This window comes from Streptomyces sp. NPDC045022 (assembly GCF_056432605.1).
On the sequence record NZ_JBWKIR010000005.1, the window covers coordinates 130791 to 147387 of the forward strand.

Consider the following 16597-nt stretch of genomic DNA (forward strand, 5'->3'; position numbering starts at 1 on the left):
ACGGATTCAGCAGGAGAACTTCCGTTTGTCCGTATTGTGGACATCGGTTCCCTCCGGTGAATGGCTCATAGGAATCCCCGAGAAAGGGCCCCATAAAGGCTCGCTATATCCAGGGAATGAGAACCCCCTCGCGCGCCTCGCGCGGGCCTTCTGGTCGGCCGGCTTCGTAATGCAGGAAGCCGACGCTCGTGCCGGGAGACCTTGCTGCAACAATGGGCGGGTGACCCGCGCTTCCCTGAACAAGCAGCCGCATGAAGTCGCCTCGATGTTCGACGACGTGGCGGAACGGTACGACCTGACCAACGACGTGCTGTCACTCGGCCAGGACCGGGTCTGGCGCAATGAGGTGGCGAAGGCGGTCGACGCGCGTCCCGCGCAGAAGGTCCTCGACCTCGCGGCCGGCACGGCGACCTCCTCGCTGCCCTTCGCGCGGACGGGCGCGTACGTCGTCCCTTGCGACTTCTCCCTGGGGATGCTGCGGGTCGGCAAGAGGAAGCACACCTGGCTGCCGTTCACGGCGGGCGACGCGACGAAGCTGCCGTTCAAGGACGACACCTTCGACGCCGTGACGATCTCCTTCGGGCTGCGCAACGTGCAGGACACGGACGCGGCCCTGCGGGAGATGTACCGGGTGACGAGGCCCGGCGGGCGGGTGGTGATCTGCGAGTTCTCGCACCCGACCTGGGCGCCCTTCCGGACCGTCTACACCGAGTACCTGATGCGGGCGCTGCCGCCGGTCGCGCGCGCGGTGTCCTCGAACCCGGACGCGTACGTCTACCTCGCCGAGTCCATCCGCGCCTGGCCCGACCAGCCGGCCCTCGCCGAGCGGCTGCGCAAGGCGGGCTGGTCGAAGGTGGCCTGGCGCAATCTCACCGGCGGCGTGGTCGCGCTCCACCGGGGCTTCAAGGAGAGCTGAACCCCGTCCGGTGTCTCACCGGTTGATCATCTCGAAGGCGTCGCCGGGTTCGCCCAGCTCCCGCTGGAGCCCGCCGGTGGGCGGCCGCGGGATGCGTGGTTCGCGCACGCCCCCGCCGCCCTCGCCCTCACCGAAGTCGAACCACACGTACACCATGGCGTCCGGCGGCACCTCGGCACCGGGCTGCGGATACTGGCGTACGACGTAGTCGACGACCGTGCGGTGGAAGTCCGGGCGGTCCGGCGCGTTGAGGAGCAGGCCCCGCGCCCGGGCCGTTTCGCGCGCGTCCACGGCCATCAGGCCGACCAGACGCGGTACGCGCACTTCGGGTGTTTTGGGTGTTATGCGCACAGATGTCACCCCCAGCGGTACTGGCAGGGTAACTCCCGTGCGCCCCACCCGGAAGGCGCCGGTGTCTTTCTGTAACAGACGACTACTGTGCGTGATCGAGGCTGAGTCGGAAACACAGCGTCGGCTCGTTCAGCGTCGGATGCTCGTAGGTCTCCGCCGGCTCCATGCCGAGTCGCCGGGCCACCGCGATCGACCGCTCGTTGCCCGGCCGGACCATCGCCACCACACCCGGCACCCCGGCCGCCCGCACCCGCCGGAGGGTCTCGAGCGCCGCCGCGGTGACGTACCCCTTGCCCCAGTGCGCCCGCCCGAGCCGCCAGCCGATCTCTATCTCACCGGCCGGGCCCCAGGCCGGCCGCCAGGGCTGCGCGCCGGTGAAGCCGATGACCTCACCGTCATCGTCCAGCAGCGTCCACAGGCAGAAGCCCAGCTCCGCGTCGTGCCGCCGCTGACGAGCGGTGAGTTCCTCGTAGACCGAGAGCGCCGCGGGCCTGCCGCCGTAGAACTCCATGACCTCGGGGTCGGCGAAGACCCGGTGCCAGGCGACCGCGTCCTCGTGGGTGGGGACACACAGCCGTACCGCGGGGAGAGGTCGGTTCACAGGGCAGCCCTTCAGACGGGTGATCAATTCTGCTGAATAGACTGCCCATGTCCAGTGCCGGTCGGCACGCAGATTTCGAACCTTGGGGAGAATCCCGCCGTGACCGAGCCCCTCTCCGACCACACCGCCGATGTGATCGTCGTGGGCGCGGGGCCAGCCGGCTCCACGACCGCGTACCACCTCGCCAAGGCCGGCCTCGACGTCCTGCTCCTGGAGAAGACCGAGTTCCCGCGCGAGAAGGTCTGCGGTGACGGCCTCACCCCGCGCGCGGTCAAGCAGCTCGTCGCCATGGGCATCGACATCTCCGAAGAGGCCGGCTGGCTGCGCAACAAGGGTCTGCGCATCATCGGCGGCGGCAGCCGTCTCCAGCTGGACTGGCCGGATCTCGCCTCCTTCCCCGACTACGGTCTGGTCCGCAAGCGCGACGACTTCGACGAGCAGCTCGCCCGCAACGCCCAGAAGGCCGGCGCCCGCCTGTACGAGCGCTGCAACGTGGCCTCGCCGATCGTCGACGACCGCACCGGCCGCATCACCGGTGTGACCGCCAAGCTCGGCGAGGAGAAGCGCGAGGTCACCTTCCGCGCGCCGCTCGTCGTCGCCGCCGACGGCAACTCCACGCGCCTGTCCCTCGCGATGGGCCTGCACCGCCGCGAGGACCGCCCCATGGGGGTCGCGGTGCGCACGTACTTCACCTCGCCCCGCCACGACGACGACTACCTGGAGTCCTGGCTGGAGCTGTGGGACCGCCGCGGCGCCCAGGACCGTCTGCTCCCCGGCTACGGCTGGGTCTTCGGCATGGGCGACGGCACTTCCAACGTCGGCCTCGGCGTGCTCAACACCTCCGCATCCTTCAAGGAACTGGACTGGCGCGAGGTCCTCAAGGCCTGGTGCGCCTCCATGCCGGCGGAGTGGGGCTACACCCCCGAGAACATGACCGGCCCCATCCGGGGCGCGGCGCTCCCCATGGCCTTCAACCGCCAGCCGCACTACACCAAGGGCCTGCTGCTCGTCGGCGACGCCGGCGGCCTGGTGAACCCCTTCAACGGCGAAGGCATCGCCTACGCCATGGAGTCCGGCCAGATCGCCGCCGACGTCATCGTCCAGGCCCACGCGCGGGCCACGCCGGCCCAGTGCGAGATCGCCCTGCAGCGCTACCCGCGCGTCCTCAAGGACACCTACGGCGGCTACTACACCCTCGGCCGCGCTTTCGTGAAGCTCATCGGCAACCCGAAGGTCATGCAGATCGCCGCCCAGCGCGGCCTCACGCATCCGCTGCTGATGAAGTTCACCCTGAAGCTGCTCGCGAACCTCACCGACCCCACGGGCGGCGACGCGATGGACCGCATCATCAACGGCCTCAGCAAGGCGGCTCCGAAGGCGTGAGCATCCCCTGGGACCGGCTCAGGGCCTCGGCCTTGGCGGCCCGGTGGGCGCGCACCTCGTCCCGCCGGTCCGCCATCTGCCGCAGCGCGTCCTTTTTCTCCCGCTTGGAGAGCCGGTCCAAGTAGACGTACCCGTTGGTGTGGTCGGTCTCGTGGGCGAGGCAGCGCGCGAAGTACCCCGTGCCCTCGACGACCAGCGCTGTGCCGTCCTTGTCCTGGCCGCGTACGACGGCCCGGTCCGGCCGCGGCACGGCCATCACGGCACCCGGCACCGACAGACAGCCCTCGCCCTCGTCCAGCAGGCGTCGCCCGCTCAAGGGCGTTTCGAGCACCGGGTTCACGATGTGTCCGACATGCCGGATACCGTCGTCATCGGGGCAGTCGTACACGAACAGACGGAGATCGACCCCGACCTGATTGGCCGCCAGTCCCGCTCCGTCGGCGACGTACATGGTGAGGAACATGTCGTCGATGAGCGCGGCGAGGTCGGGCCCGAACTCCGTGATGTCCCGGCACGGCCTGTGCAGCACCTCCTCACCGACCTCGGTGACGCGGCGCACCGCACCGCGCCCGGCCTCGGGTGCATACCGGGGGTAGTGGTCGACGGGGCTTCCCTGCACGAACACGCGTGGCATCGCGCTGTCTCCTTCGCTCGCTGACGAACCGCCGTCCAGCGGCCCGAGCCGAGCATGGCAGGGAAGAGCGGGGCCGGGCAGGCGGGAGGAGCCGTGAGCTGTGCAGGCCGGAGAAACCGCGAGCTGTGCACCGCGGAGCAGCCGCGCTGCCGGGCAGCGCGGAGAAGCCGCGAGCCCAGCGGCGCGGGAAAGGCGCAAGGGCCGCTGGCCCCGAGCGGCTGCGGCCCTACGCGCGTGAGAGGTGCGAGGTGCTCTCAGAGCACCCGCACGGCGCCGGTGGGCGGGTCGTACGACAGCGGCTTCTCCACGACGCCGCTGGAGGGGTTCTGCGCACCGACGAACATACCGTCGCCGACGTACACCGCCACGTGGTACGCGCTGCCCGCGCCGCCCCAGTACAGGATGTCGCCCGGCTGCAGGCTGCTCAGCGAGACCTGGGTGCCGGCGGTCGACTGGTCCTGGGAGACGCGCGGCAGGCTGATGCCGACCTGCTTGAAGGCCGTCTGCACCAGGCCGGAGCAGTCATAGGCGGAGGGGCCGGTGGCGCCGGAGACGTACGCCTTGCCGACCTGGGCCTTGACGAAGCTGATGACCGCGGCGACCGAACCGGTGGACGTGGACGTGGATGTGGACGTGGACGTGCTGGTGGACGTGGTGCCGGTGCTCGCCGTGGTGGAGAGCGTCGTCCGCTCCGCGCTGCGGGAGGCGCGCGCGGCGGCCTCCTTGCGGGCGGCTTCCTCGGCCTTCTTCTTGGCCTCGGCCGCCTTCTTCTTCGCCTCCGCGAGGTCCGCCTTGGCCTGCTTCGCGGCCTTTGCGGCGGCCGCGTCACGCTCGGCCTGCAGCTGGTAGTTCGCGGCCGCCTGCTGCGTGGCATCCGCGGACTTGGCTGCCTGAGCGGCCAGATCGGCCGTCAGGGTGGGCAGTTCGAGGGTCTGCGTCACCGGCTCGGCAGCGTTCGCCGAACCGGACGCCCCGGCGACTGCCAGGGTGCTGAGGACGCCACCGGCAACTCCGGCCCGCATCGCGAGGGACGACGCGCTGCGGCGGGGCTTCCGGTGGCTGCGTATGTGAGCGGTGTGGGGCATGGGAACAACCGGTACCAGGGGCTCCTTCATATCTTCAAGAAACGTGTGGTGCGCCACAGTTGTTCAATCCGTACCCCGAATCCCGGGCGTGTCGTTCTTTATTGACGCCGTAACGGACATTGCGGACGCACGTGATCAAGCCCTTGATCACGGTCTTTGATCATTACGTCCGAATTGCCCCCCACCTACCACTGGTTGGGATGGTTGGCCAAGCCCGGTTCTCATGGATCTCTCATCGATGTGGCGGAGATCACGGAACGGTTATCGGAAGGGCGGCGTCCGGTGTGCGCGGAGCTCGTGAATGCGTGCACGCACCCGGACCCTCGTCCACATCCCGCCCGACCGTCCCTCTGATGTGTGAACGCGTCCCACTATCAGCCCCCCGCGTCCAACACGAATTTGCATGCAACGGAAGCCTCTTGATATGGAGACGCCCCCTCCAGCCTGCGATGACAAGCCAAAATGTCACTTCTGGTGATCAAGTGAACGCTTCCGGTGTGAAGATCACTCATCATCCGACTTCATGATCGTTCGTCAGGTGGTGGAGATCACAAAGCTTGTGCAATACCCCGTGTCGCAGATCACAGAGCGGCAGGCATAAGATGCGAGGCAGTTGGGCTTGTGACCTGCTTCACATGTTCGCGATCTTCGCCCGGGACGAGCGGGGTTCGTGGGACCGGTGAGGCTCGTGTGAGCCCAGTGCAACCGCCAGCAGTCAGCGCCGACTGAGAGGAGCGAGGAGCGGTGAACGCGTATGCGCCCATCCTCGTACTGGGAGCCCTCGGGGCAGGCTTTGCGATCTTCTCCGTGGTCATGGCCACGCTGATCGGTCCGAAGCGGTACAACCGCGCGAAGCTCGATGCCTACGAGTGCGGCATCGAGCCGACCCCCACGCCGGCCGGCGGCGGGCGCTTCCCCATCAAGTACTACCTGACGGCGATGCTCTTCATCGTCTTCGACATCGAGATCGTCTTCCTCTACCCCTGGGCCGTCACCTTCGACGCCCTGGGGATTTTCGGGCTCGTGGAGATGCTGCTCTTCGTGCTCACCGTCTTCGTCGCGTACGCGTACGTATGGCGGCGCGGCGGCCTGGAATGGGACTGAGGGGCCTTTAGACATGGGACTCGAAGAAAAGCTGCCGAGCGGCTTCCTGCTGACCACCGTCGAGCAGGCCGCGGGCTGGGTGCGCAAGGCGTCCGTCTTCCCTGCCACCTTCGGCCTCGCCTGCTGCGCCATCGAGATGATGACCACCGGCGCCGGCCGGTACGACCTGGCCCGCTTCGGCATGGAGGTCTTCCGCGGCTCGCCGCGCCAGGCGGACCTGATGATCGTCGCCGGCCGGGTCAGCCAGAAGATGGCGCCGGTCCTGAGGCAGGTCTACGACCAGATGCCCAACCCGAAGTGGGTGATCTCCATGGGCGTCTGCGCCTCCTCGGGCGGCATGTTCAACAACTACGCGATCGTCCAGGGCGTCGACCACATCGTGCCGGTCGACATCTATCTCCCCGGCTGCCCGCCTCGCCCCGAGATGCTGCTGGACGCGATCCTCAAGCTCCACCAGAAGATCCAGTCCTCCAAGCTCGGCGTCAACGCCGAGGAAGCGGCCCGTGAGGCGGAGGAGGCGGCGCTCAAGGCCCTGCCCACGATCGAGATGAAGGGGCTGCTGCGGTGAGCGACGCGAACGGCACCAACGGCGGGAACGGCTCCCCGAACGGGGTGAACCCCGAGAAGGACCTCGCCGCCTCCAACCTCCCCGGTCAGCGCGGCCAGGGCGGCGAGGAGATCCGCGTCCAGCGCGGCATGTTCGGCGCCGACAAGGCCGGTGACACCTCCGGCTACGGCGGTCTGGTCCGCTCGGTCCGACTCCCGGGACCGGCGACCCGCCCCTACGGCGGCTGGTTCGACGAGGTCGCCGACGAACTGGAAGGCGCTCTGGAGGAGCAGGGACTCCTCCCCGAGAACGCCATCGAGAGGACGGTCGTCGACCGCGGAGAGCTGACCTTCCACGTCGAACGCGAACACCTGGTCCGCGTCGCCCGCACCCTGCGCGACGATCCGGCCCTGCGCTTCGAACTGTGCACCGGCGTCAGCGGCGTCCACTACCCGCACGACAAGGGCCGGGAACTGCACGCCGTCTACCACCTGCGCTCGATCACCCACAACCGGCTGATCCGCCTCGAGGTGAGCGCCCCCGACAGCGCCCCGCACATCCCGTCCCTGGTCTCCGTGTATCCCACCAACGACTGGCACGAGCGCGAGACCTACGACTTCTTCGGGATCGTCTTCGACGGTCACCCGGCGCTGACGCGGATCATGATGCCGGACGACTGGCAGGGCCACCCGCAGCGCAAGGACTACCCGCTCGGCGGCATCCCCGTCGAGTACAAGGGCGCCCAGATTCCGGCTCCGGACCAGCGGAGGTCGTACTCGTGAGCACGCAGTCAGCATCCGCGGCCTCCGCCGCTTCGGCACGCGAGACCACCGAGGGCACCGTATATACGGTCACCGGTGGCGACTGGGACGAGGTCGTCCAGTCCGCGGCCCGCGCCGACGACGAGCGCATCGTCGTCAACATGGGCCCCCAGCACCCGTCCACCCACGGAGTGCTCCGCCTGATCCTGGAGATCGAGGGCGAGACGGTCACCGAGGCCCGCTGCGGCATCGGCTACCTGCACACCGGCATCGAGAAGAACCTCGAGTACCGCACGTGGACGCAGGGCACCACCTTCGTCACGCGCATGGACTACCTGACGTCCTTCTTCAACGAGACCGCCTACTGCCTCGCCGTCGAGAAGCTCCTCGGCATCGAGGACCAGATCACCGAACGCACCAAGATCATCCGGGTGCTCCTGATGGAGCTGAACCGGCTCTCCTCCCACCTGGTGTGCATCGCCACCGGCGGCATGGAGCTGGGCGCCACCACCATCATGATCTACGGATTCCGTGATCGTGAGATGATTCTCGATCTCTACGAGCTCATCACGGGCCTGCGCATGAACCACGCGTACATCCGCCCCGGCGGACTCGCCCAGGACCTGCCGCCCGGCGCGGTGGACCAGATCCGCGAGTTCGTGAAGAAGATGAAGAAGAACCTCCCGGAGTACGACAAGCTCGCCACCGGGAACCCCATCTTCAAGGCACGCATGCAGGACGTCGGCTACCTCGACCTGGCCGGCTGCATGGCCCTCGGCGCCACCGGCCCGATCCTGCGCTCCACCGGCCTGCCGCACGACCTGCGCAAGACGCAGCCGTACTGCGACTACGAGACGTACGACTTCGACGTCCCGACCGCCGACAGCTGCGACGCCTACGGCCGTTTCCTCGTGCGCCTGGAGGAGATGCGCCAGTCGCTCGAGATCATCCAGCAGTGCCTGGACCGGCTCCAGCCCGGCCCGGTCATGGTCGCCGACAAGAAGATCGCCTGGCCCGCCCAGCTCGCCCTGGGACCGGACGGGCTCGGCAACTCCCTTGACCACATCAAGAAGATCATGGGCACCTCCATGGAGGCCCTGATCCACCACTTCAAGCTGGTCACCGAGGGCTTCCGCGTCCCGCCGGGACAGGCGTACGCGGCCGTCGAGTCGCCCAAGGGCGAACTCGGGGTGCATGCCGTCTCCGACGGCGGCACCCGCCCCTATCGGGTCCACTTCCGTGACCCGTCCTTCACCAACCTGCAGGCCATGGCGGCGATGTGCGAGGGCGGCCAGGTCGCCGACGTGATCGTCGCCGTCGCGTCCATCGACCCCGTGATGGGAGGCGTCGACCGGTGACCACCTCTTCTTCGGAGCGGGGCGTCAGCCTGGGCATGCCCGAGCTGCCCGCGCCCACGTACCCGGACGACGTCCGCGCCCGGCTGGAGGCGGACGCGCGCGAGGTGATCGCGCGCTACCCGGACTCCCGGTCCGCACTGCTGCCGCTGCTTCACCTCGTACAGGCGGAGGAGGGCCACGTCACGCGCACCGGGATGCGGTTCTGCGCGGACATGCTGGACCTGACCACGGCCGAGGTCACCGCCGTCGCCACCTTCTACACCATGTACCGGCGCAAGCCGTCCGGTGACTACCAGGTCGGCGTCTGCACCAACACGCTGTGCGCGGTCATGGGCGGCGACGCGATCTTCGAGAGCCTCCAGGAGCACCTGGGCGTCGGCAACGGCGAGACCACCGACGACGGCAAGGTCACCCTGGAGCACATCGAGTGCAACGCGGCCTGCGACTTCGCGCCGGTCGTGATGGTCAACTGGGAGTTCTTCGACAACCAGACGCCGGGCAGCGCCAAGCGCCTGGTCGACGATCTGCGTGCGGAACGGCCCGTGCAGCCCACCCGCGGGGCGCGGCTGTGCACGTTCAAGGAGACCGCGCGGATCCTGGCCGGATTCCCCGACGAGCGGCCAGGGGCCGTCGAGGAGAGCGGCGGTGCGGGACCCGCGTCGCTGGTGGGCCTTCGCCTGGCAAGGGGAGAGGCCGCACCCGCGCGCGTGGTCCATCCGCGCGACGGCGGTCCGCACGACGAACCGCAGGACAGGGTGCACGAGCCGTCGCCGGCCGAGCACCTCAGTTCTCATGACGCGCCGCAGGACACATCGGCCTCCGACCCGGCTCACCCGGCAGGGCCTACCGCCGAGGAGGGGGAGTGATGACCGTGGCACCCGAGGTCAAGGACACGAGCCCGGAGAAGCTGCTCGCACCCGTGCTGTCGGCCTTCTGGGACGAGGACCGGTCCTGGACTCTGGACGTCTACCGGAGGCACGAGGGGTACGAGGGGCTCCGCAAGGCGCTCGCCATGTCGCCGGACGACCTGATCGCGTACGTCAAGGACTCCGGTCTGCGCGGGCGCGGCGGCGCGGGATTCCCGACCGGAATGAAGTGGCAGTTCATTCCGCAGGGGGATGGAAAACCGCACTATCTAGTTGTCAACGCCGACGAGTCGGAGCCTGGCACCTGTAAGGACATCCCGCTCCTCTTCGCGAACCCGCACAGCCTCATCGAGGGCATTGTGATCGCGTGCTATGCCATCAGGTCGTCGCATGCCTTCATCTATCTGCGTGGTGAGGTCGTCCCCGTTCTGCGGCGGTTGCACGAGGCCGTGCGCGAGGCCTACGCGGCGGGCTACCTCGGCGAGAACATCCTGGGCAGCGGACTCGACCTCGAACTCACCGTGCACGCCGGCGCCGGCGCGTACATCTGCGGTGAGGAGACCGCACTGCTCGACTCGCTAGAAGGCCGCCGTGGTCAACCGCGGCTCCGTCCCCCCTTCCCTGCGGTGGAAGGCCTCTACGCCTGTCCGACTGTGGTGAATAACGTCGAGTCGATCGCGTCAGTTCCCGCCATCCTGCAAAAGGGCAAGGACTGGTTCAGGTCGATGGGGAGCGAGAAGTCACCCGGCTTCACGCTCTACTCGCTCAGCGGCCATGTCGCGAGCCCCGGCCAGTACGAGGCACCGCTCGGCATCACACTCCGCCAGCTCCTCGACATGAGCGGCGGAATGCGGCCCGGGCATCGCCTCAAGTTCTGGACGCCGGGCGGTTCCTCGACGCCGATGTTCACCGACGAGCACCTCGACGTTCCCCTCGATTACGAGGGGGTGGGCGCCGCCGGCTCCATGCTCGGCACCAAGGCCCTGCAGTGCTTCGACGAGACGACCTGCGTGGTGCGGGCGGTGACCCGCTGGACCGAGTTCTACGCCCACGAGTCCTGCGGCAAGTGCACGCCGTGCCGCGAAGGGACCTACTGGCTGGTGCAGTTGCTGCGGGACATCGAGGCCGGCAAGGGCGTCATGTCCGACCTCGACAAGCTGAACGACATCGCCGACAACATCAACGGCAAGTCCTTCTGCGCCCTGGGTGACGGCGCCGCATCCCCCATCTTCTCCTCGCTGAAGTACTTCCGTGCGGAGTACGAGCAGCACATCACGGGCCGGGGCTGTCCCTTCGACCCGGCCAAGTCGACGGCCTGGGCGGACCGCCCGGAGGTGAACGCATGACCGTGACCACCAGTGCTCCCTCCGGAGGGGGAGGGGCGGCGGTCCCGCCGGAAGACCTCGTCACGCTGACGATCGACGGCGTCGAGATCAGCGTGCCCAAGGGCACCCTGGTCATCAGGGCCGCCGAGCAGCTCGGCATCGAGATCCCGCGTTTCTGCGACCACCCCCTCCTGGACCCCGCCGGTGCCTGCCGCCAGTGCATCGTCGAGGTCGAGGGCCAGCGCAAGCCGATGGCGTCCTGCACCATCACGTGCACGGACGGCATGGTCGTCAAGACCCACCTCACCTCACCGGTCGCCGAGAAGGCCCAGCACGGTGTGATGGAGCTGCTGCTCATCAACCACCCGCTGGACTGCCCGGTCTGCGACAAGGGCGGCGAGTGCCCGCTGCAGAACCAGGCCATGTCACACGGCAACGCCGAGTCGCGCTTCGAGGGAAAGAAGCGGACGTACGAGAAGCCGGTGCCGATCTCCACGCAGGTGCTGCTCGACCGCGAGCGGTGCGTCCTGTGCGCCCGCTGCACCCGTTTCTCCAACCAGATCGCGGGCGACCCGATGATCGAGCTGGTCGAGCGGGGCGCGCTCCAGCAGGTCGGCACCGGCGAGGGCGACCCGTTCGAGTCGTACTTCTCCGGCAATACCATCCAGATCTGCCCGGTCGGCGCGCTCACCTCGGCGGCCTATCGTTTCCGCTCCCGCCCCTTCGACCTGGTCTCCTCCCCGTCGGTGTGCGAGCACTGTGCGGGCGGCTGCGCCACCCGCACCGACCACCGGCGCGGCAAGGTCATGCGGCGGCTCGCCGGCGACGACCCCGAGGTCAACGAGGAGTGGATCTGCGACAAGGGACGCTTCGCGTTCCGGTACGCGCAGCTCAAGGACCGCCTCGACACCCCGCTGCTGCGCAACGCCGAGGGCGTCCTCGAGCCCGCTTCCTGGCCGGAGGCGCTCGAAGCGGCTGCGCGCGGGCTCACCGCCGCCCGTTCCCGGGCCGGTGTCCTCACCGGCGGCCGCCTGACCGTCGAGGACGCGTACGCCTACAGCAAGTTCGCGCGCGTGGCTCTCGACACCAACGACATCGACTTCCGCGCGCGCGTGCACAGCGGCGAGGAAGCCGACTTCCTGGCGGCCCGGGTGGCCGGCCGGGGCCGTGACCTCGACGGTACGGGCGTCACGTACACCGCCCTTGAGAAGGCCCCCGCGGTCCTGCTGGTCGGGTTCGAGTCGGAGGAAGAGGCACCCGGCGTCTTCCTGCGGCTGCGCAAGGCCTGGCGCAAGCGCAAGCAGAAGGTGTTCGCGCTGGCCACACACGCCACCCGTGGCCTGGAGAAGGCGGGCGGCACCCTGCTGCCGGCCGCTCCCGGCACCGAGACCGAGTGGCTGGACGCCCTCGCAAGCGGTGTCGGCCTGGAGGAACCGGGCACGAAGGCCGCCGAGGCGCTGCGCACCGAGGGCGCGGTGATCGTCGTCGGCGAGCGGCTCGCCGGAGTCGCCGGCGGCCTCACCGCCGCCGTACGCGCCGCCGACGCGACCGGCGCCCAGCTGGTGTGGATCCCGCGGCGGGCCGGGGAGCGCGGCGCTGTCGAGGCCGGCGCGCTGCCCTCGCTGCTGCCGGGCGGTCGCCCCGCGACCGACCCGCGCGCGCGGGAGCAGGTCGCCGCCGCCTGGGGGCTCGCCGAACTGCCGCTGCGGTACGGCCGCGACACCCACCAGATCATCGAGGCCGCCGCCACCGGCGAACTGTCCGCTCTCGTGGTCGCCGGTGTGGAGGTCGCCGACCTGCCGGATCCGGCACGCGCGCGTGAGGCGCTCGAAAGCGTCGGCTTCCTGGTGTCGCTGGATCTGCGGCCCAGCGAGGTAACCGAGCACGCCGCCGTGGTCCTGCCGGTCGCCGCGGTCGCGGAAAAGGCGGGCACCTTCCTCAACTGGGAAGGCAGGGTGCGCTTCTTCGAGGCCGCACTCAAGCCCGAGCAGATGACCCGCCGCCTCGCCCCGACCGACACACGCGTGCTGCAGATGCTGGCCGACGCCATGGACGTCCACCTGGGCCTGCCGGACCTGCGTACCACGCGCGCGGAGATCGACCGGCTCGGCGCCTGGGACGGCCCGAGGGCCTCCGAGCCCGTGGAGGCCGCGGGCGTGCTGCCCCGGCCGGCCGCCGGTGAGGCAGTACTCGCCGGGCACCGGCTGCTGCTGGACCAGGGCGTCCTGCAGCACGGCGACGAAGCGCTCGCCGGAACCCGGCACGCCGCCCGCGCGCGCGTGTCGCTCGCGACCGCCGCCGAGGTCGGCGTCGAGGACGGCGGCGTCCTGGCCGTTACCGGACCGGCCGGCACCGTCGAACTCCCGATTCGGATCACGGAGATGCCCGACCGGGTGGTCTGGCTCCCGCTGAACTCCGTGGGGGCGGGCGTCGCCTCCGACACCGGGGCGCATCCCGGCTCTCTCGTCCGCATCGGCCCGGCGGTACTCGCCGAAGAGGCCCGCAAGGAGGTGGAGGCATGACGTCGTATCTCGCCGCTGAAGACCTCTCGATGTTCGGCCACGACCCCTGGTGGCTGGTCGTCGTCAAGGCGGTGTTCTGCTTTGCCTTCCTGATGGTGACCGTGCTGTTCTCCATCGTCTGGGAGCGCAAGGTCGTCGCCTGGATGCAGCTGCGCATCGGCCCCAACCGGCACGGCCCCTGGGGCATGCTCCAGTCGCTCGCCGACGGCGTGAAGCTGATGCTCAAGGAAGACGTCATCGTCAAGCGCGCCGACAAGGTGGTCTACGTCCTCGCGCCGATCGTCGCGGCCATCCCGGCCTTCATGGCGATCGCGGTGATTCCCTTCGGGCCGGCCGACAACGAGATCTCGATCTTCGGCCACCGCACCACGATGCAGCTCACAGACCTGCCGATCGCGATGCTCTACATCCTCGCGGTCGCCTCTGTCGGCATCTACGGCATCGTCCTCGCGGGTTGGAGTTCCGGATCGACGTACCCGCTGCTGGGCGGCCTCCGCTCCTGCGCGCAGATGATCTCGTACGAGATCGCCATGGGCGCCGCGTTCGCCTCCGTGTTCCTCTACTCGGGGTCGATGTCGACGTCCACGATCGTCGAGCAGCAGCACGACCGCTGGTACATCCTGCTGCTGCCGGTCTCCTTCATCCTCTACATCGTCACGATGGTCGGCGAGACCAACCGCGCCCCCTTCGACATGCCGGAGTCCGAGGGCGACCTGGTCGGTGGCTTCAACACCGAGTACTCGTCGATCAAGTTCGCGCTGTTCATGCTCGCCGAGTACGTCAACATGGTGACGGTCTCGGCCGTGTCGGCCACCTTGTTCCTCGGTGGCTGGCGCGCCCCGTGGCCGATCAGCACCTTCTGGGAGGGTGCGAACCACGGCTGGTGGCCGATGCTCTGGTTCGTCATCAAGGTCCAGCTGCTGCTGTTCTTCTTCATCTGGCTGCGCGGCACGCTTCCTCGCGTCCGCTACGACCAGCTGATGAAGCTCGGCTGGAAGGTGCTCATCCCGGTCTCCGTGACGTGGCTGATGCTGGTCGCGACCGTGCGGGCCCTGCGCAACGAGAACTACGACTTCGCCGACATCGCCCTCTACGTGGGCGGCGGCGTTCTCGCGCTGCTGCTGATCTCCTTCGTCGCCGACATGTTCCGCGAGAAGTCGAAGACGACCGAGCAGCCCAGCGCCGAGCAGCCCGCGTTCGACCCGATGGCGGGCGGATTCCCCGTGCCGCCGCTGCCCGGACAGGAGCTGCCGCCGGTGCCCAGGCGCCGCTCGCGCCGCGAGCGCGAGCTGATTGTCAGTGGTGGGTCGGACACTGTCAGTGACGGACCTACGGATGGAAAGGAGGCGTCCGATGGCTGAGGAACCCAAGGAGACCAAGCCCGGTTTCCAGAACCCCGTGGCCGGCTTCGGCGTGACCTTCAAGGCCATGTTCAAGAAGCGGCTCACCGAGCAGTATCCCGAGCAGCAGAAGACCACGGCTCCGCGGTTCCACGGACGGCACCAGCTCAACCGCCATCCGGACGGCCTGGAGAAGTGCGTCGGCTGCGAGCTGTGCGCCTGGGCCTGCCCCGCGGACGCCATCTACGTAGAGGGCGCCGACAACACCGACGAGGAGCGCTACTCGCCCGGCGAGCGGTACGGCCGCGTCTACCAGATCAACTACGCCCGCTGCATCCTGTGCGGGCTGTGCATCGAGGCGTGCCCCACCCGCGCGCTCACCATGACCAACGAGTTCGAACTGGCCGACTCCAGCCGCGCCAACCTCATCTACACCAAGGAACAGCTGCTCGCCGGCCTCGAAGAGGGCATGGTCGACACGCCCCACGCGATCTTCCCGGGGACCGACGAACAGGACTACTACCGGGGCCTGGTCACGGAGGCCGCGTCGGGGACCGTACGGCAGGTCGCCGTCTCCAATGGCGAGGTCCCGCAGGAGGCCGCCTCCACCTTCGGCGAGGACGAGCCGGCCTCGGAGAAGGTGATCGGCCGATGAGCGCGCAGCAACTCGCCGCCTACACCACTTCCACGGGTGAGGCCTTCCAGTTCTGGGTCCTCGGCACCGTCGCGGTGATCGGCGCCCTGTGCACCGTCTTCATGAAGAAGGCCGTGCACAGCGCGCTCTGCCTCGCCGGGACCATGATCGTCCTGGCCATCTTCTACCTCGCCAACGGTGCCTACTTCCTCGGCATCGTGCAGATCGTCGTCTACACCGGCGCGATCATGATGTTGTTCCTGTTCGTGGTGATGCTCGTCGGTGTCACGGCCGCGGACTCGCTGAAGGAGACCATCAAGGGCCAGCGCTGGCTGGCCCTTGTCTGCGGGGTCGGCTTCGGCGTCCTGCTGTTCGCCGGCATCGGCAACGCCTCCCTGAAGGAGTTCAACGGCACCGGCCAGGCGAACGCCAACGGCAATGTGGAGGGCCTCGCGTCCCTCATCTTCACCAAGTACGTCTTCGCGTTCGAAATCACCGGCGCCCTGCTCATCACGGCCGCCGTCGGCGCCATGGTGCTCACCCACCGAGAGCGCACCGAGCGCGCCAAGACCCAGCGTGAGCTTGCCGAGCAGCGCGTCCGCGAGGGCAAGCACCTGCCGCCGCTGCCCGCCCCCGGTGTCTACGCCCGGCACAACGCCGTGGACATCGCGGGCCTGCTGCCCGACGGCACCCCTGCCGAGCTGACGGTCAACAAGACGCTGCGTGAGCGGGGCCAGATCCGTGACGTGTCGGCGGAGGCGCTCAACGACCTGCGGGCGCTGGAGCAGCGCGCGGAGGAGCGCCTGGAGCGCAGGACGATCGAGCCGACGACGTTCAAGCGGCCCGAGGAGGTGTCGAAGTGAACCCGGTCAACTACCTCTACCTCGCCGCCCTGCTGTTCACGATCGGCGCGACCGGCGTCCTGATCCGCCGCAACGCCATCGTGGTCTTCATGTGCATCGAGCTGATGCTGAACGCCTGCAACCTCGCGTTCGTCACCTTCTCCCGGATGCACGGCAACCTCGACGGCCAGATCATCGCCTTCTTCACGATGGTCGTCGCCGCCGCGGAGGTCGTGGTGGGCCTCGCGATCATCGTGTCGCTGTTCCGTACCCGCCACTCGGCCTCGGTCGACGACGCCAGCCTGATGAAGCTGTAAGGGGTCGGAAG

Annotated in this window: 17 protein-coding genes; 13 read left to right on the forward strand and 4 right to left on the reverse strand. The window is 68.8% G+C overall.

Annotated elements, in window-relative coordinates; genetic code table 11:
- Window positions 1-220: 220 nt before the first annotated feature.
- Window positions 221-916 carry a demethylmenaquinone methyltransferase gene (locus AC07C1_RS11765; RefSeq protein WP_478938540.1) on the forward strand — a complete coding sequence of 232 codons (696 nt, stop codon included), beginning with the start codon at window positions 221-223 and terminating at the stop codon, window positions 914-916.
- A 15-nt stretch (window positions 917-931) separates the two neighbouring features.
- On the opposite strand, the gene AC07C1_RS11770 is transcribed toward AC07C1_RS11765, so the two are convergent.
- Both AC07C1_RS11770 and AC07C1_RS11775 read right to left on the reverse strand, forming a co-directional pair.
- A complete protein-coding gene (locus AC07C1_RS11770) occupies window positions 932-1240 on the reverse strand; it encodes a PASTA domain-containing protein (protein ID WP_478938541.1) in 309 nt (102 codons plus the stop codon).
- A gap of 109 nt (window positions 1241-1349) precedes the next feature.
- Window positions 1350-1868 carry a GNAT family N-acetyltransferase gene (locus AC07C1_RS11775; RefSeq protein WP_478938542.1) on the reverse strand — a complete coding sequence of 173 codons (519 nt, stop codon included), beginning with the start codon at window positions 1866-1868 and terminating at the stop codon, window positions 1350-1352.
- Between the two features lie 99 nt (window positions 1869-1967).
- On the opposite strand from AC07C1_RS11775, the gene AC07C1_RS11780 reads away from it, so the two are divergent.
- Window positions 1968-3251, forward strand: a complete 1284-nt coding sequence (locus AC07C1_RS11780; RefSeq protein WP_478938543.1) for a geranylgeranyl reductase family protein — start codon at window positions 1968-1970, stop codon at window positions 3249-3251.
- On the opposite strand, the gene def is transcribed toward AC07C1_RS11780, so the two are convergent.
- Entirely contained in the window at window positions 3226-3885 is a 660-nt protein-coding gene (gene def / locus AC07C1_RS11785; RefSeq protein ID WP_478938544.1) for a peptide deformylase, read from the reverse strand. The two genes, AC07C1_RS11780 and def, sit on opposite strands and share 26 nt — an antisense overlap.
- Before the next feature lie 254 nt (window positions 3886-4139).
- A complete protein-coding gene (locus AC07C1_RS11790) occupies window positions 4140-4970 on the reverse strand; it encodes a C40 family peptidase (RefSeq protein WP_478938545.1) in 831 nt (276 codons plus the stop codon).
- Between the two features lie 744 nt (window positions 4971-5714).
- Between AC07C1_RS11790 and AC07C1_RS11795 the strand changes: the two genes are divergently transcribed.
- The 11 genes from AC07C1_RS11795 to nuoK are packed head-to-tail and all read left to right on the forward strand — an operon-like array spanning window position 5715 to window position 16586.
- Window positions 5715-6074, forward strand: a complete 360-nt coding sequence (locus AC07C1_RS11795) for an NADH-quinone oxidoreductase subunit A (RefSeq protein WP_053654533.1) — start codon at window positions 5715-5717, stop codon at window positions 6072-6074.
- Window positions 6075-6087: 13 nt separating this feature from the next.
- Window positions 6088-6642 (forward strand): NuoB/complex I 20 kDa subunit family protein, encoded by a 555-nt coding sequence (locus AC07C1_RS11800; protein ID WP_030610600.1) that lies wholly within the window; start codon window positions 6088-6090, stop codon window positions 6640-6642.
- The gene (locus tag AC07C1_RS11805; RefSeq protein WP_478938546.1) at window positions 6639-7403 is read left to right on the forward strand and encodes an NADH-quinone oxidoreductase subunit C; all 765 of its coding nucleotides are present in this window, start codon (window positions 6639-6641) and stop codon (window positions 7401-7403) included. Before AC07C1_RS11800 ends, AC07C1_RS11805 begins: the two co-directional genes overlap by 4 nt.
- Window positions 7400-8740, forward strand: coding sequence for an NADH-quinone oxidoreductase subunit D (locus AC07C1_RS11810; RefSeq protein ID WP_478938547.1), 1341 nt, complete (start codon window positions 7400-7402; stop codon window positions 8738-8740). Before AC07C1_RS11805 ends, AC07C1_RS11810 begins: the two co-directional genes overlap by 4 nt.
- Window positions 8737-9606 carry an NADH-quinone oxidoreductase subunit NuoE gene (gene nuoE / locus AC07C1_RS11815; protein WP_478938548.1) on the forward strand — a complete coding sequence of 290 codons (870 nt, stop codon included), beginning with the start codon at window positions 8737-8739 and terminating at the stop codon, window positions 9604-9606. Before AC07C1_RS11810 ends, nuoE begins: the two co-directional genes overlap by 4 nt.
- Window positions 9603-10952, forward strand: coding sequence for an NADH-quinone oxidoreductase subunit NuoF (gene nuoF / locus AC07C1_RS11820; RefSeq protein ID WP_478938549.1), 1350 nt, complete (start codon window positions 9603-9605; stop codon window positions 10950-10952). The genes nuoE and nuoF overlap by 4 nt, the downstream gene beginning before the upstream one ends.
- Complete coding sequence (locus tag AC07C1_RS11825) at window positions 10949-13453, forward strand: NADH-quinone oxidoreductase subunit G (RefSeq protein WP_478938550.1); 2505 nt, start codon at window positions 10949-10951, stop codon at window positions 13451-13453. The genes nuoF and AC07C1_RS11825 overlap by 4 nt, the downstream gene beginning before the upstream one ends.
- Entirely contained in the window at window positions 13450-14814 is a 1365-nt protein-coding gene (gene nuoH / locus AC07C1_RS11830) for an NADH-quinone oxidoreductase subunit NuoH (RefSeq protein ID WP_478938551.1), read from the forward strand. Before AC07C1_RS11825 ends, nuoH begins: the two co-directional genes overlap by 4 nt.
- On the forward strand, window positions 14807-15448 hold the full coding sequence (gene nuoI, locus AC07C1_RS11835; RefSeq protein WP_478938552.1) for an NADH-quinone oxidoreductase subunit NuoI: 642 nt from the start codon (window positions 14807-14809) through the stop codon (window positions 15446-15448). Before nuoH ends, nuoI begins: the two co-directional genes overlap by 8 nt.
- The gene (locus AC07C1_RS11840; protein ID WP_478938553.1) at window positions 15445-16290 is read left to right on the forward strand and encodes an NADH-quinone oxidoreductase subunit J; all 846 of its coding nucleotides are present in this window, start codon (window positions 15445-15447) and stop codon (window positions 16288-16290) included. Before nuoI ends, AC07C1_RS11840 begins: the two co-directional genes overlap by 4 nt.
- On the forward strand, window positions 16287-16586 hold the full coding sequence (nuoK, locus tag AC07C1_RS11845) for an NADH-quinone oxidoreductase subunit NuoK (RefSeq protein WP_023547474.1): 300 nt from the start codon (window positions 16287-16289) through the stop codon (window positions 16584-16586). The genes AC07C1_RS11840 and nuoK overlap by 4 nt, the downstream gene beginning before the upstream one ends.
- The last annotated feature ends 11 nt before the right edge of the window (window positions 16587-16597 follow it).

Coding starts and splice junctions, on each gene's coding strand:
- AC07C1_RS11840 (WP_478938553.1), top strand. CDS start 15,445: ATGAGCGCGCAGCAACTCGCCGCCTACACCACTTCCACGGGTGAGGCC.
- nuoH (WP_478938551.1), top strand. CDS start 13,450: ATGACGTCGTATCTCGCCGCTGAAGACCTCTCGATGTTCGGCCACGAC.
- AC07C1_RS11790 (WP_478938545.1), bottom strand. CDS start 4,970: ATGCCCCACACCGCTCACATACGCAGCCACCGGAAGCCCCGCCGCAGC.
- def (WP_478938544.1), bottom strand. CDS start 3,885: ATGCCACGCGTGTTCGTGCAGGGAAGCCCCGTCGACCACTACCCCCGG.
- AC07C1_RS11800 (WP_030610600.1), top strand. CDS start 6,088: ATGGGACTCGAAGAAAAGCTGCCGAGCGGCTTCCTGCTGACCACCGTC.
- nuoI (WP_478938552.1), top strand. CDS start 14,807: ATGGCTGAGGAACCCAAGGAGACCAAGCCCGGTTTCCAGAACCCCGTG.
- AC07C1_RS11825 (WP_478938550.1), top strand. CDS start 10,949: ATGACCGTGACCACCAGTGCTCCCTCCGGAGGGGGAGGGGCGGCGGTC.